The organism is Lysinibacillus xylanilyticus, assembly GCF_001183605.1.
GTDB classification, from domain to species: domain Bacteria; phylum Bacillota; class Bacilli; order Bacillales_A; family Planococcaceae; genus Lysinibacillus; species Lysinibacillus xylanilyticus.
The window spans coordinates 1,175,691-1,190,398 of record NZ_LFXJ01000005.1 but is presented as its reverse complement, the minus strand read 5'-3'; the positions used below and the strand labels follow the sequence as shown (position 1 = coordinate 1,190,398).

The 14,708-nt window shown below is 37.7% G+C and carries 11 protein-coding genes and 1 other annotated feature; of the genes, 9 read left to right on the top strand and 2 right to left on the bottom strand.

The genetic code is table 11. The annotated features are described in order from the left end of the window. Nucleotides 1-126 precede the first annotated feature (126 nt). The 9 genes from ACZ11_RS08590 to ACZ11_RS08545 all read left to right on the top strand — a co-directional run bounded on the left by ACZ11_RS08590 (nt 127) and on the right by ACZ11_RS08545 (nt 13,267). Nucleotides 127-1,830, top strand: coding sequence for a putative bifunctional diguanylate cyclase/phosphodiesterase (locus ACZ11_RS08590; RefSeq protein ID WP_049665315.1), 1,704 nt, complete (start codon nt 127-129; stop codon nt 1,828-1,830). A 374-nt stretch (nt 1,831-2,204) separates the two neighbouring features. Beyond that, entirely contained in the window at nt 2,205-2,462 is a 258-nt protein-coding gene (locus ACZ11_RS08585) for a hypothetical protein (RefSeq protein ID WP_049665314.1), read from the top strand. A 747-nt stretch (nt 2,463-3,209) separates the two neighbouring features. Then, nucleotides 3,210-4,277: a ribosome small subunit-dependent GTPase A gene (rsgA, locus tag ACZ11_RS08575; protein ID WP_082172796.1), complete on the top strand. Its 1,068-nt coding sequence runs from the start codon at nt 3,210-3,212 to the stop codon at nt 4,275-4,277. After that, complete coding sequence (locus ACZ11_RS08570) at nt 4,274-5,290, top strand: aminoglycoside phosphotransferase family protein (protein WP_049665311.1); 1,017 nt, start codon at nt 4,274-4,276, stop codon at nt 5,288-5,290. Before rsgA ends, ACZ11_RS08570 begins: the two co-directional genes overlap by 4 nt. Nucleotides 5,291-5,676: 386 nt before the next feature. Beyond that, nucleotides 5,677-5,896 (top strand) — a binding site (T-box leader). A 65-nt stretch (nt 5,897-5,961) separates the two neighbouring features. Further along, entirely contained in the window at nt 5,962-7,398 is a 1,437-nt protein-coding gene (gene proS, locus ACZ11_RS08565) for a proline--tRNA ligase (RefSeq protein ID WP_049665309.1), read from the top strand. A gap of 319 nt (nt 7,399-7,717) precedes the next feature. Continuing rightward, nucleotides 7,718-8,044, top strand: coding sequence for an ArsR/SmtB family transcription factor (locus ACZ11_RS08560; protein ID WP_049665307.1), 327 nt, complete (start codon nt 7,718-7,720; stop codon nt 8,042-8,044). After that, a complete protein-coding gene (locus ACZ11_RS08555) occupies nt 8,041-8,457 on the top strand; it encodes an SRPBCC family protein (protein ID WP_049665306.1) in 417 nt (138 codons plus the stop codon). The genes ACZ11_RS08560 and ACZ11_RS08555 overlap by 4 nt, the downstream gene beginning before the upstream one ends. Nucleotides 8,458-8,837: 380 nt before the next feature. Beyond that, complete coding sequence (locus ACZ11_RS08550) at nt 8,838-12,008, top strand: ATP-binding cassette domain-containing protein (protein ID WP_049665304.1); 3,171 nt, start codon at nt 8,838-8,840, stop codon at nt 12,006-12,008. Nucleotides 12,009-12,559: 551 nt separating this feature from the next. Next, complete coding sequence (locus tag ACZ11_RS08545; RefSeq protein ID WP_049665303.1) at nt 12,560-13,267, top strand: Dph6-related ATP pyrophosphatase; 708 nt, start codon at nt 12,560-12,562, stop codon at nt 13,265-13,267. A gap of 413 nt (nt 13,268-13,680) precedes the next feature. Here ACZ11_RS08545 and ACZ11_RS25120 read toward each other — a convergent pair whose 3' ends face one another. After that, entirely contained in the window at nt 13,681-13,803 is a 123-nt protein-coding gene (locus ACZ11_RS25120; protein ID WP_049665300.1) for a YjcZ family sporulation protein, read from the bottom strand. A 246-nt stretch (nt 13,804-14,049) separates the two neighbouring features. Next, nucleotides 14,050-14,664 carry a hypothetical protein gene (locus ACZ11_RS08535; RefSeq protein WP_049665297.1) on the bottom strand — a complete coding sequence of 205 codons (615 nt, stop codon included), beginning with the start codon at nt 14,662-14,664 and terminating at the stop codon, nt 14,050-14,052. Between the last annotated feature and the right edge of the window lie 44 nt (nt 14,665-14,708).

The window sequence follows — 14,708 nt, the reverse complement described above, 5'->3', positions numbered from 1 at the left end:
GTTGAATTAACTGCTTTTTTAAGACTATAATATAATTACATAAAAAAGGGCGATATCCCATAACTTTATACCTCGCATCAATATAAAACAAAAGTACCAAACCCTTCTAATGAACGGAGAATGAAAATGATGAATATCACGCCTAGTAGTATCAGTCAAGTTAACTATAGTTTGAAAGAATTGCAAGATATTTTTTCAGCAATGAATAGTTCAATCATTGTAGCAATTACAGATCGAACTGGGAAAATTACGTTTGTTAATGATCATTTTTGCAAAATATCTAAATATACTCGTGAAGAATTATTAGGGCAGGATCACCGTTTACTCAACTCAGGTTTCCATCCAAGATCTTTCTTTAGAGAGATGTGGAAAACTATAGGCAATGGTGAAATGTGGAATGGCGAGGTGTGTAATCGCGCGAAGGATGGCAGTCTTTACTGGGTGAAGACAACGATTTTTCCTTTTCTTGATGACAATGGTAAACCGTATCAATATATTGCTATAAGGGTCGACATTACCGCACAAAAAGATATTAAAAAGATAACTCATATTGCTTATCACGATGAATTAACAGGGCTACCAAATCGTCGTAAGTTAGAACAACGTTTAGAAAACGAATTCCATCAATCTCGACGTACAGGAGAAAAATTTGCGTTATTTTTCATTGATGTAAATCGTTTTAAAAACATTAACGATGGACTTGGTCATATTATCGGGGATATGTTCTTAGTGGAAATGGCTAATCGTTTACGCAACGTTGATTATACATCCAATTCTATTTACCGCCACAACAGTGACGAATTTGTTATTATACTTAACGATGTTGACGGTATTGAAGAGAAGGCCGAGGAAATAATTAGCGTATTTAATGAGAGTTTTATTGTAGATACGTATGAATTTTACGCAAGTATAAGTATTGGAATTAGTATTTTCCCAGATCATTCAAACTCTGCTGAGGAATTATTGAAAAATGCAGATATCGCTATGTATGCTGCGAAATCTTCACGTGGTAATCAATATCGCTTATACCGTCCAAATATGGAGGAAGTTAATGATAAATGGTTATTACTTGAAACTAAATTACATCAAGCACTAAAAACAGATGTTTTAGAATTACATTATCAGCCTAAAATTAATTTAAAAACGAATACAGTGATTGGCATGGAGGCATTACTTCGCTGGCATGACCCAGAACTAGGTCATATGCCACCTGATCGCTTTATTCCATTTGCTGAGCAATGTGGGCTCATTAATGATATAGGAGTATGGGTGTTAAGAAAAGCATCTGCCCAGGCACGCACTTGGAATGAAGTACATAATTTAAACTTACGTGTTGCCGTGAACATTTCTCCGATTCATATTAGTACAACAGGCTTTGTAGAAATGGTACAAGAAGTTATTGCAGAAACAAAATTAGATCCGCACTTCTTAGAAATTGAAATTACTGAGATGAGTATGTTGGATTATACGGAAGACTTAATTAATACAATCAAGCAATTAAGAGCACTTGGTATTACGATTTCATTAGATGATTTCGGGACTGGTTATTCGTCGTTAAATTACTTAAAGACTTTTCCAGTAGATGTTTTAAAAATTGATCGTGCATTCGTTCGTAATATTGTGCCTGAAAAATCAGGCATTGCTATGATTTCAGCAATGATCTCTCTAGCGCATGCCTTAAATCTGCAAGTAGTGGCTGAAGGCGTCGAGGAAGAAGCCGAATTAAACGTTCTTCGGGAACATGGCTGCGAGTACGTTCAAGGCTATTATTTCAGTAAGCCTTTATCTGTAGGAGACTTTACGAAGTTTATTGTAGATAGTTACATGTAGACAATGTGGAGGATCTTGTCCTTATTTTAGGGCAGGATCCTCTAAGTGTTTATGGTTATTTATAAAAAACACAATACACAAGCCAATCCAATCTCTTTTAGGTGCATAATCCTCCGAATTTATTACAATTTTTGTTTCGCCTATAAATCTAACAAAACAATGGAAACGCCAGCCCAACAATTAGGATTAACAGATAAAAAATTCGATTTAAAAGATATGATATATCAAAGGTAATTTTTTAAGCGAACTAATTTTTAAAAGGTAAATGGAAAATTTATGTTAAAATTTATTGTAGATTATTAACGTCAATTGAGGGGAGCGATGACTTAAAGAAAAAAGTAATAATTATTGTTTCTTTGTTGGTTGTAATTATATTGTTGCATTCAACACCAAGTATGGCATTAAGAACACATTTATTTTTTATGGGTTATCCAAAAGCCGCAATTTCTTCAGGAATTATTGAAGATAAAGAACATAATGAAGTAGATAAAGATAGATTTGCTGAATTAAATGCTAAAGCATACGCCCTGACAAATCCTCCAGTAGAAAAAGCTACTCAGGGCGAATTAAGAAACTATCTTGTGAGGAAATTTGGATTTTTACATTTCGCAGAATACTTAGGGGATGCTTAATAACCTTCGTCATCATACGGGATCTTTCGTATTATAAAGTTCAGCCAGAACTTTCTGGTTGAACTTTTTTTATTTAGATTTAATCTGTCAGTAGCTAGGGTAGAGCGTACGGGGGCATGGAACATTGATCCGGTCAATTTCACCCCCTACTATGTTTGAGGCTGGTTGGGACTTAAATCTCGTATCGCTTATAGTTTCTATAATTGCATTGTCGTTTACTTTTACACAAAAAACAAAACGCAGCAAAGCGCATGGTAGGCCAAGAACGAAGGTGGCTTTTCCTATGTTATATGTGATAGTTGGGGGGGATTGAGTTGGAGAGGTAGCTGACCGAAAAAAAATTCTTATAACTGAATTTTCTGTTGATTTCTCACAAAGGGTTATGGCACACTATAGAAGTGGGATTATATTCCAACTTTTTCCTTCGAAAGGGGATGTTTTTAATGACTACTTATATGGTATTGGTGGTTTTAACTTAACCGAATATCGGGCATAGTAATTTCCAATCTTTGATTATAGTTTGGAATGAGAGCAACCGGGAATATCACCCGTGTTTTTTGCTATGCCGTAAACAGTAACCTTTCGTGAATACTGCTGTTAGCGGGATACGATGAAAGTCGTATTCCTTTTTGATTATAGTCGACTTCCGACTTTTCTCCGCGAACAAGCAGCTTCTTAGGAGGCTGCTTGTTCGCGGTATTTTTATGCCCAAAAACAACTTTAATTTTTAAGGAGAGGATCGGTTCTATGATTGACTTGAAACATTACGGCTATATCGAAGCCGAACCGCCGCCAATCGGTTTAATACCTGGAAGGGTTACGGAACTACAGCGAGAGCAATATACCGTCATCACCGAACATGGAGAAGTGACGGCTGTATTAAAGGGCACTTTCTACCACACTGCGGTGACTCGGGAAGATTTTCCGTGCGTTGGCGATTTTGTATTTCTGCAATACAACGAAAACGGTGCTTCGCGCATTGCCAAATTACTACCTCGCCGTTCGAAATTTTCTCGCGCTGACTATTCGGGGCACGCAGTAGGATATGTCAAAACCATACTGGAGCAAGTCGTTGCAACTAATTTTGATTACGTATTTATCGTGTCGTCACTAAACTGGGATTTCAAGGTCAGCCGCATCATGCGCTATCTGACACAGGCACGGCAAAGCGGCAGCCAGCCTGTCGTAATCTTAACAAAAGCTGACTTGATCTCGGATTTCAGCGCACCGTTAGCTGAAGTTCAGAAAAATGCTCCTAATGTGCCAGTACACGTAGTTTCCAGCCACACGGGGAGTGGTTTGGACGGGTTGAGCGAATATCTACAACCAGGAAAAACCGTGGTATTCCTTGGCATGTCCGGTGTGGGAAAATCATCGTTGCTAAACGCCTTGATGAATCAGGAAGTGATGACTGTCAAGGCTATCCGCGAGGCCGACAGCCGGGGCAGGCACACAACAATGCATCGCCAGCTTTTCATGCTCCCTTCCGGTGCGATGGTTATTGATACGCCTGGTATGCGTGAACTTGGGCTGTTCGGTGCGGACGACGGGATCAGCGCTGGATTTAACGATGTGGAGGAATTATTTACACAGTGTCGCTTCAATGACTGTCGCCATCAAACGGAGCCGGGCTGCGCAGTTCTTGTCGCCCTCGCTGGTGGATCATTGGCACCAGAACATTGGGAGCGTTACCTTGTACAGAAGCGGGAAAACAAGTTTGTTGATGGTAAATCGGGGTATCTCATGAATAAACGGGCATGGCAAAAGTCAATTGCCATGCGACATAAGAGTAAAAAGGGAGGAAACAAGAAATGAACAACCATGATGAAAAGTTTGTAAAGCCCGAAATACTGGAGCTTGTTTTGAGTAAAATGCTAGACAAGACGATAATCCGTGCAGATTATCAACTTAAAGAGTTGCAAGGCGGAACAATAGGAGTTGTTCGACTTGTAACAGGCATGGGCGAAACTTCTGATGGTGAAAATCTGCCGTATAAGATAGTTTGGAAAACACAGAAAAAATTTGAACGTTATGGTGATCCAGATTCATGGCGTAGGGAGTACGACCTCTATACATCGGATTTCAATAAGGTTTTTTTTGACTCGTTCAGGTGTCCGGAGTGCTATCACGCCGAAATAAATGGCGATGAGATTCAACTGTGGATGGAATATATTGATGGTGTGTCAGGCTTAAATCTAACCTCGGAAATGTATGAACGTATTGCCGAGGAATTGGGGCGATTTCAAGGAAAATTGTACACTGAACGACCAAACGTGTTGCAGAATTTGCCCAATTTAAGCAAGGTTGAGTTTATGAAAAACTACTATCTGCGTTATCGGTCATGGAATGTTTTGTATGATTATATACGCTCCGATGACTGTGAAATCCCAAAGCACCTGTGTAAAATGCTTATAGACTTAGATAACAATGCGGACGAAATATTCAGTCGAATTGAAAAGCTACCAATAGTGCTTTGCCACAGAGATTTTTGGGTGGCAAACATATTCTATTCGGACAGTAAAATCGTACTTATCGATTGGGATACCGCCGGATGGGGGTACATGGGCGAGGATATCGCGAGTTTAATAACTGATGAAGCCGATGTCTGTCATATGGTTGAATACTACGAAAAATGCATTCCGGCATATTACAAGGGTTTTTCGGAATATGCGGATGTGTCCCATGTTTCCGACCACTGTATATATGAACTAATCCTTTCTATGTTCGGATACAGACTTGTGGAGTGGTATAAATTCGTTAAGTCGCCCGAAGATAAATCAAATCACCTTAATACCTTGCAAAAAATCTATGAGATGAGAAATATGTAGATAAATATAACAATTGTGTCATTAGATATAAACAACTGGATGAAAGTCTGTGAATTGACTATTTTAGATTTAATTCAATTAAAGATGGTTTCGTATTATCTAGTTCAACCAGAACTTCCTGGTTGAACTTTTTTTATTTAGATTTAATCTATCAGTAGCCATGGTAGAACGCACGAGGGCGTGGGGAGTTTTAATTGCTCAGAAATATTTATGAATTTTGGCTAGTTAAAAGCAAAATTGGTAACCGAAAGTAAATTTAATTTTCTGATATTTCCCGAAAAATAATCGTGTTTAAATCAATTATACCTCGGCATAATTCCGTGACACTCGCCGAAAAAAATTAAATATTTGAAATTATTTAACTGTTTTGCTAAAGTTATATAAAATATTAATTGTTGATGTGGCCAAGTAAGAAAGAATAGTGAAACAGAGAATATAGCAATTGCTGAGAGCTATATCACCGCTTCTTATCTGAAACCTACCACGGAGATGTTATGCAAACATAACCGAGTCGTTTTCGTTACAAAACGTTAGAGGGTTTTAAGGTTTTCTTAAAACTAAATTCAAGGTGGTACCACGTTTAGTCGGCACAAAGACGTCCTTATTTTTGAGGACAGCTTTGTGCTTTTTATTTTTTCAGTAGGTAAAGTTACAGAAATGGAGGATAGAAAATGACAACACAACAAAACGATTTTTCAAAATGGTACATTGATACAATTCAAAAGGCAGATTTAATGGATTATACACCAGTTCGCGGCTGTATCGCATTTAAACCAGATGGCTATGAAATTTGGGAGCATATTCAGGATGAGATGGACCGTCGCTTTAAAGAAACAGGTCATCGCAACGCTTATTTCCCTATGTTAATTCCTGAATCCTTCTTCCAAAAAGAAAAAGAGCATATCGAAGGTTTCTCACCTGAGCTTCCTTGGGTAACGGAGGCAGCAGGCGAGAAATTAGAAGAGCGTTTAGCACTTCGTCCTACCTCTGAAACGATGATTGGCCATCTCTATTCGAATTGGATTAAAAGTTACCGCGATTTGCCGGTCTTAATTAATCAATGGGCAAATGTTTTTCGTTGGGAAAAGAAAACACTTCCATTCATTCGAACATCTGAATTTTTGTGGCAGGAGGGCCATACAGCACATATTGATGAACAAGATGCACGTCAAGAAACGATGCAAATGTTAGCTATCTATAAGGAAGTAGTAGAGGGTTTACTTGCCATTCCTGTCTATGATGGACAAAAAACACCTTCTGAACGTTTTGCGGGCGCAGTTGATACATTTTCTATCGAAGCAATGATGAAAAATGGAAAGGCCGTTCAAGCTGGTACCTCTCACTACTTAGGGACAAAATTTGCTGAAGCCTTTGATATTAAATATTTAAATAAAGCCAATCAGCATGAATATGTACACACAACATCTTGGGGGACTTCCACTCGTTTAATAGGTTCAGTAATTATGGTTCACGGTGATGAGCAGGGGCTTATTTTACCGCCACGAATTGCACCAACCCAAGTTGTCTTAATACCTGTAGGTCCATGGAAAAAGACCCCTGAAATTATGGAGAAACTAGATGACATCTTCGCAATCCTTAAGAAGAAGGGAATTCGAGTACGTCTTGATGACTCTGACCAATCACCAGGCTTCAAATTTAATGAATGGGAATTAAAAGGTGTGCCAATTCGTATTGAATTAGGACCTCGTGACTTAGAGAAAAATCAGGTATTGTTAAAAGCACGAGATGAAGACGAAAAACAATCCGTTGACTTGAATGACATTGTTTCAGCAATTGAGGCGGAACTAACAACAATGCAAAGTCGATTGTTTGAAAAAGCGCGCAAATTCCGTGATGAAAACGCTCATACAAATATCGATACACTGAAAGATTTACAGCAGCACATTAACAATTCCAAGGAAAACGGATCTATTCCGGGCTGGATTCTTGCTGGATGGTGTGGAGATGATGCATGCGAAGAAAAAGTGAAAGAAGAGACAAAATATACTACTCGTAACATTCCGTTTAACCCACCAACTACAAAAACGTCTTGTATTTGCTGTGGAAATGAAGCGAAGCATACAGTTTGGTTTGCTCAAGCATACTAAAAATAAAAGAAAAGAAAAGACAAACCGAATGGGTCCTGCACCCTTAGAGTTAAAAATCTAACTTTAGGGGGGCAGGACCATGTTTGATTTTCGGTTTGTCTTTTTTAGATGAAATGGAAAGCAACATAAATGCCATAGAGGCTTAGACTGTGGTACTACAAGTACATTCAGGAATCCAAGCACAGTAAATTATATTCGTATTAATAATCGGTGAATAAAATTAATGCAAATATCTCAAAATAAAAATTGACTGGACACTGATTGGTGTCATATAATTAAGACACCAATCAGTGTCCAATTCAAAAGGGGGAGGGGGATTTTGAGCGACAAGACTCAAGAGCGTGATGTTTATGCTGCTATTGCTGATCCAACAAGACGTCAATTAATACGCTTGTTGGCAGATGCGGAAGAATTACCTCTTCATGAATTAACGTCTCAATTTGAAATGGGGCGTACAGCAGTTTCTAAGCATTTGGCTATCCTTAAAGATGCTGATCTCGTAATTGCTCGAAGGGTTGGTAGAGAAACGAGGTATCGGTTGAATGCCGGTCCGTTGAAGGAAATTCAAGATTGGGTATCGTATTACGAAGGATTCTGGAAAGCAAGAATGGCTATATTAAATCTTATATTGGAGGAAGAAAAATGAAAGCAGATGTATCTTTAGATTATCAATTTACAAGTTCAATTGAGAAAGTTTGGAACGCATTAACGGATTCAGACACTCTTGCAAAGTGGATATGGAAAAATGACTTTAAACCAGTCGTAGGACATAAATTCCAATTCCGAGCTGAACCAAATGAATGGTGGGATGGAATTGTCAATTGCGAGGTGCTTAAAGTGGAAGAACCTCATACATTATCTTACATTTGGGCAAGTGCTGGAGAAACTACTACAGTTACATGGACGTTGACAGAAGGTTCAGATGGAACTACACATTTACATCTTGATCAAAGCGGATTCAGTGAAGCGACTAAAGCTCGTCAAGGAGCAATTGAAGGAGCTAAATACGCTTGGATTAACAATGGTAAGCAGCTTGAAAAAGTGTTAGCAGAGCTGTAAAAATGATTTCTTCATTTTCTATGTTAACTACTTTTCAATATGAACCTTTTAAGCAGGTAACACAGAAATTACATTAATTGTTGGACGCTTTTCGAAACACGGAAAGCGTCATTTTTTTAACTTCTTTCAGCAAAGGCTGAAATAGAGGAACTCAGTCTAAGTGCGCCACATCCTGTGGCAACGACTGAGTGACCAACATCATGTTGGCCTAAAGCCTCCGGCGGATGTCACGGAATCGGGAAGGAGTACTTTGTGCTTGCACAAAGCCGATTCCGGACGCATTTATGCCGAGGCATAATTGTTGGCATGTCATAAACACAACAAATACAGTTGAAGTTGTGCTAACATGACAGTACTATATGGAATGGAGAGATTATCCGATGAAAATAAATCAAATAATTGCTAACAATATAAATCGTTTAGATGTCGACTTACCGGAAGATCAATCTTTAGGAATTGCTGGATTGTCTGGATCTGGTAAGACTACATTTTGTCAAACAATTGGTGAAGAATCTAAGAAACGTCTCGTTTCTTTATTGCCAAAGGCTGAATATCAGTATTTGTTCCCAAATATTATGGAAACGAATTTCAGTGCCATCAAGATGGAACAAATGCCTTTAGTTCTTTTTCTCGGGAAGTCATCAATTTCTACTAATCCACGTTCAACAGTTGGTACTCATACGGGCGTTTATAAAGAGGTTCGTGAAAAGCTTGCTGAAAAGTTTGATCTTTCGCCAGAGGTTTTTTCCTTTAATAATGCATTAGGATGGTGTACTACATGTAAAGGACGTGGCACAACCAAAAATGTCGAATGTAAAAAGTGTGAGGGCAAGCGTTATAGCTCGGAAGTTGAACAATATAAGCTAGAATTACGGAATCAGCCACACAGTATTTCCGATATGAACAACTTAAGTATTGAGGCGATTTATTCCCTTTCTGAGGAATTAAATATTAGTGAAGAGAGACAGCATATTCTTAAAAATATTATCGATATGAATATTGGTTACTTAACTTTAAATCGGATCATGGGGACCTTGTCTGGAGGGGAATTAACTCGACTGTACTTGGCAGAATTTATGGCCGCTAGTGAAAATACCGTGATAATTATTGATGAAATATCTGTTGGTCTTGATCACCAAACACTTTTGAAAATTTTAGAACAGATCAAACAATTGGGCTATAAAAATCAAATTTGGCTTATTGATCATTCTGATACGGTGCTCGATACATCGGATGAGCAACTATTCTTTGGGCCTGGCAGTGGGAAATACGGCGGCAAAATCGTCGAAGAATCACCACGTCCAGAGCCAATCCATTGCGAACGAAACCAGGTAATGCCTACAGAATATTATCAATTTCATGATCTTTACTGTCGTAATATTGAAATGGCTGAAATTCAGATTCCTAAAAATAGACTAGTAACCGTGACAGGTGAGTCTGGCTGTGGGAAATCGACCCTTGTCAATGAGTGTATCTCCAACGATTTCTTAAAAAGATATCCAAAAGATAAACTGGTCATGGTAGGACAAGACCGAAACCAATCGATTACTAGCCGATCGACTGTTGCAACGTTTCTTGATATCAAAAAGAAAATGACGAAATACAGTGACGATATTGATGATATTTTCCAACGTTCTATTGAAGACATTATTGAGGAGCTTCCAAATGAAGATATCGCTCATAAACGCTTAAGTTTATTGATTAAACTGGGGCTCGGTTATTTAACGTTGGAAAGAAAAACACAATCTTTATCGACAGGTGAATTTCAATGTGTTCATTTAGTTTCTGAGCTGTTTTCGAACTCAAGAAACCCACATACGCTGTTTATTTTTGACGAGCCTTCAAAAGGTTTATCACAAAACATATTAAATCAATTCATTGATAGTGTGAGGGACATTCTCCAAGATGAATCTGTCTCTATTATGATGATTGAACATAATGCTTATATGATAGATAGCTCTGATTTTATCGTTGATTTTGGAAAAAGACAGCAAGAACCTATTCGACATCTTGATGTTGTTAGTCATGATGATTATTTTAGTCAACTTAACAGTACAAACAGTGATGCTCCATTGCATATATCTTCAACACTAGCTTCAAAAAACGGCATCCATTACTTAGAAGACAATCATATTAGCTATTTTAAAAATGCCGAAAACATCTATAAAGGCGGTATTTTAAAAAGCCTATCATCAATGGCCCGTTTGATATATGGAGAGTATGAATCTGCAACAATTGCACCTGTCGTCGCCATTGATCTAGAAAGACACTTGTATAGTCAGTATAGTTTTTTATATGAAATCGGTGGCCTAATCAACCATATAGTGGCTGCACATCCAACGAATAAAGATACAAGAAGCTTCGATTTCTTTAGTCAGGAAAATCATTGCCCTAGCTGTTCTGGTCGCCTGCAAATTGAAGAATTTGATATTGATTTAGTCATTCAAGACAAAACAGTGCCATTCTGGGATGGTTTATTACATCCAGACGTGATGGAAGTATTAAAATATTATCAACATCCGAAATTACAATTCCTTTTTGATGAGATCAAGAATGAACTAGGTCAAGATATTAGTAAAAGCTACAATGAGATGACAGAAGAAGAAAGACATACATTCCTATATGGTTATTGGGAAAAATCTTTTTATGATAAAGCAAGTAAATCTTCAAAAAAATGGGAAGGCTTTAATTTTATCCTTGGACGTTATATGGTTATTTCAAAATCAATTATTAAAGAGCAAATGAAAGAATCAAAAAAAATGATTGGCTGTCCAATCTGTCAAGGAGCCGTGCTAAACCATAAGAAAAAACTAACATTCGGGGACTCTGATATTCGTGAGCTTATACATCGACCTCTCGACCAGGTCATAGAAACAGTAGGCAACCTACCACAGCTTGAAAAACTAAAAGCAATTGTTGGTGGCGATATGACTCTTACGGAAGATGTCTCATTACTTCCAAGAGAAACACAAGTGTCGTTAAAAATGCTTGAATTAGATCTAGCAAGCTTAGCGGGTTATGAAATAGTACTAAATAATGTTTTACCATTCTGGGACAAAATTAAAGATAATATCGAAGTAATAAGTAGCAAAAATCTAATTACAATCTGTGATTTTGCCAACATTGACGAAACGAGAGAAACCATTATTGATAAGTATTTCACTAATGGAAAATACAAAAAATTAACGTACGTCTATGAAGCATTTGGCTACAAAAAAATAGTGACACAAATTAATAAAATTAAAGCAAGCCATAAATGTCCATTCTGTGATGGAAAGAAAGTCATTTCAGAGGACAATCTCCATGATGGCGTCTATAAATTATCCGTACCATGTGTTAGTTGCTCTGCAAGTGGCATTAATGATGAAGGACGTAAGGAAATTGTCGAAGGCGTAGACGTGCAAACATGGCTAACTGGCAAAGTAAGCGACGTTGTAGATGAAAGCTTACTTACGGAGGCTGTTGCAGATATTCCTATTTTCAACCGTATCCGAGAATTGAATAAACGAGATATGATGGCAATTTATCAATGCCTTGAGCAAAAAAATTAAAGAAAGCCATATGTAAGCTACTTCTGACAGACTCATTTGCAATGATAAAATTGCAAATGAGTTTTAACATCTTTCAGCAGGAGTCCAAACATCTGCTGCTGACGCTACGAAACGTCTGTACCTGTCGCTATGCTTTTGGTACAAAAGACATCCGCTGAAATAAAGGAACTCAGTCTAAGAACGCCACATCCTGTGGCAACGTCTGAGTGACCAACATCGTGTTGGCCTAAGCCTCCGGCGGATGTCACATAATCGGAAAGAAGTTCTTAGGGGATGTTAGCCTAAAATCATCGCATCCATGCGATAACGGCTAACTGACCTGCATCGGTGCTGTGTTGCCGCTGTCGCTTTGCTTTCGCGCAGATAAAACCCTTTTGCTGTCGCTTCGCTTTCGCACAGACTAAGACACGTTGCTGCCGCTACGCTTTCGCGCAAAGAACATTTGCAGGCCTAAGCACAAAGCCGATTCCGGACGCAATTATGCCGAGGCATAATTGATTGTTATTCTAAGGAGGAGCTTAGAAAAGTCATTAAAAAGGGGAAAGATTTGAATGTCGGAATTATTGGATTGGAAAAATAATGCACAAGGGCATAAATTTATAGCTTCATTTAGTGGAGGTAAGGATAGTGTCTTAGCGTTATATAAAGCAATGAAGGTTGGAGAAGCGGTTGGATTAATCGTTATGCTGGAGGAAGAAGGGGAACGGTCCAGATCTCACGGAATGCCTCCGGAACTCATACATGCTCAAGCGAAATCTATAGGTTTACCTGTTTATACTGCAGCAGCAAGCTGGATAGAATATGAAAAAGTATTTATGAGCCTTTTAGAAAAAGCTAAAAATCAAGGTGCAGAAGTTTTAGTAACAGGAGACTTAGATATGCCTGAACATGGCTGCTGGCATGACAAGGTTACGAAGAATGCTGGATTAAAACTAGGCATGCCTTTATGGGAAATGGATCATCGTGAAGCAGTTGAAGAATTTATAAACCTTGGATTTGTTACAATCATTGTAACTGTTAATTTATCTTTGGGCATGCGCGAGGAAGATTTAGGGCGGACGTTAACCCATGAATACATAAAGGAGCTTGAAGCTCGCGGTATTGACCCTTGTGGAGAAGGTGGAGAGTTCCATACTACAGTATTAGATGGGCCAATGTTCAAACAACCTATTCCAGTTCGTAAATGTGAGATTATTAGAAATGGAGAATATGCTTTTTTACCTTTAGAACTAGATCAAAGTGCTGAAGAGAATAGTTAAATAGTAGAAAAAAAAAGTACGGAGAATAACATGGGGCATCATCTTTCTATTTGAGGTGGGATCTCATGTTATTTTTTGTCTGCTTGCAAAGGTTTGGACTAACTATATGTATTTGGTATCAAAAAGATATCTTCATTTTCCTACGTATCGCCGACGAACATCGCTAAATCCTGTACTAATTGAATGAAACAAACTTTTTAGTTATCGGTATTATTTTCAACTGACTGTATACTAAAGTGTTTTCTACCTATCTCAAAAACGTCACTCAGTCCCTAATCAGATGCGACTTAATAATTTGATTTAAGAAAATATTAAAGGGTCACCGGAGGAGTGTGACCCTTTGTATATATTTGAAGGGAAAGGATAACTTTATATTATCCAAAAATTATGAGCATTGGTGGCGGTATTGGGTATTAATAGAAGCCGATGAAGCTAGTGCCGACAATAATCAATAGAATGAATAGAACAACGATTAGCGCAAAAGCTGAACCAGTACCATTACCATAACCGCCGCCACTACCGCAGTATTCAGACATAGCTATTACCTCCTTTCTACAATCTATAATATGATTAGTTGTTAAAAGGAATTGCGATATTTAACTACTCATTTAAATAAAATTTTATAAAAGTTTTATAAAAATAATCACTTTTGTAAAAGCGATTCTGAATATGGGTGATAAAAAGCTAAATATAAAAAGTCAGCGAATAATATAAAAATGATTGATTATGTTAATCCTCTTTTTTCACCAAAAACCTCGTAAGCTAAAAATAAGGAGTGCAACTTAATTAGGTTTAATGTATTCTCCTGTCGAGGCATTAAAGCCCGCTGCTTCCATTTTTGTTTGGTCTCTATTCCAACCTATCACTAATAGAAGTGGAACATTTCTCTCTGTATCTTTAATAAGCATAAAATTGTACCCTTTAGCCCAATCGTTACCAGGATAAATACTGCCCATTTTCAGTGCTTTTTGAAGCAACTCTGGTGAATCATACTTCATATCATTCATTTGTATAAATTCTTTTTGGGGATAAGGAGAAGTACCATCCACCGTTACATCACTTGTTTGATCTATTTTCCCGTCATGAATAGTTACTAAAAAATACTTATTAGTATCAGGTACTCCAAATGAAATGTTCCAATGCTTTCTTTTACCGTTACTTCCAATTAACTTCCTAGACTTATCTAAATCTATATTTATTGCCTGTAATAATTGAGCATTTTTATTCCATTTCAATACTGAGGGGTTTGCTAATTCAACCGCTTGCTTTATTGTTAATTCTTGCTGTTCATCGACTTCAGGTGAATCTTCAATTAATTGCATGGATCCAGCAGATACTATCACAGCCGCATCAACTGGAACTAATAAAAGTAAGACAACAAAAACAATTTTTTTCATTTTCTCAAGCCCTTTTTTAGATGTATTTTTTCCAAACCTTGTTC

Coding starts and splice junctions, on each gene's coding strand:
- ACZ11_RS08550 (WP_049665304.1), top strand. CDS start 8,838: ATGAAAATAAATCAAATAATTGCTAACAATATAAATCGTTTAGATGTC.
- ACZ11_RS08570 (WP_049665311.1), top strand. CDS start 4,274: ATGAACAACCATGATGAAAAGTTTGTAAAGCCCGAAATACTGGAGCTT.
- ACZ11_RS08590 (WP_049665315.1), top strand. CDS start 127: ATGATGAATATCACGCCTAGTAGTATCAGTCAAGTTAACTATAGTTTG.
- ACZ11_RS08555 (WP_049665306.1), top strand. CDS start 8,041: ATGAAAGCAGATGTATCTTTAGATTATCAATTTACAAGTTCAATTGAG.
- ACZ11_RS25120 (WP_049665300.1), bottom strand. CDS start 13,803: ATGTCTGAATACTGCGGTAGTGGCGGCGGTTATGGTAATGGTACTGGT.
- ACZ11_RS08545 (WP_049665303.1), top strand. CDS start 12,560: ATGTCGGAATTATTGGATTGGAAAAATAATGCACAAGGGCATAAATTT.
- proS (WP_049665309.1), top strand. CDS start 5,962: ATGACAACACAACAAAACGATTTTTCAAAATGGTACATTGATACAATT.
- rsgA (WP_082172796.1), top strand. CDS start 3,210: ATGATTGACTTGAAACATTACGGCTATATCGAAGCCGAACCGCCGCCA.
- ACZ11_RS08535 (WP_049665297.1), bottom strand. CDS start 14,664: ATGAAAAAAATTGTTTTTGTTGTCTTACTTTTATTAGTTCCAGTTGAT.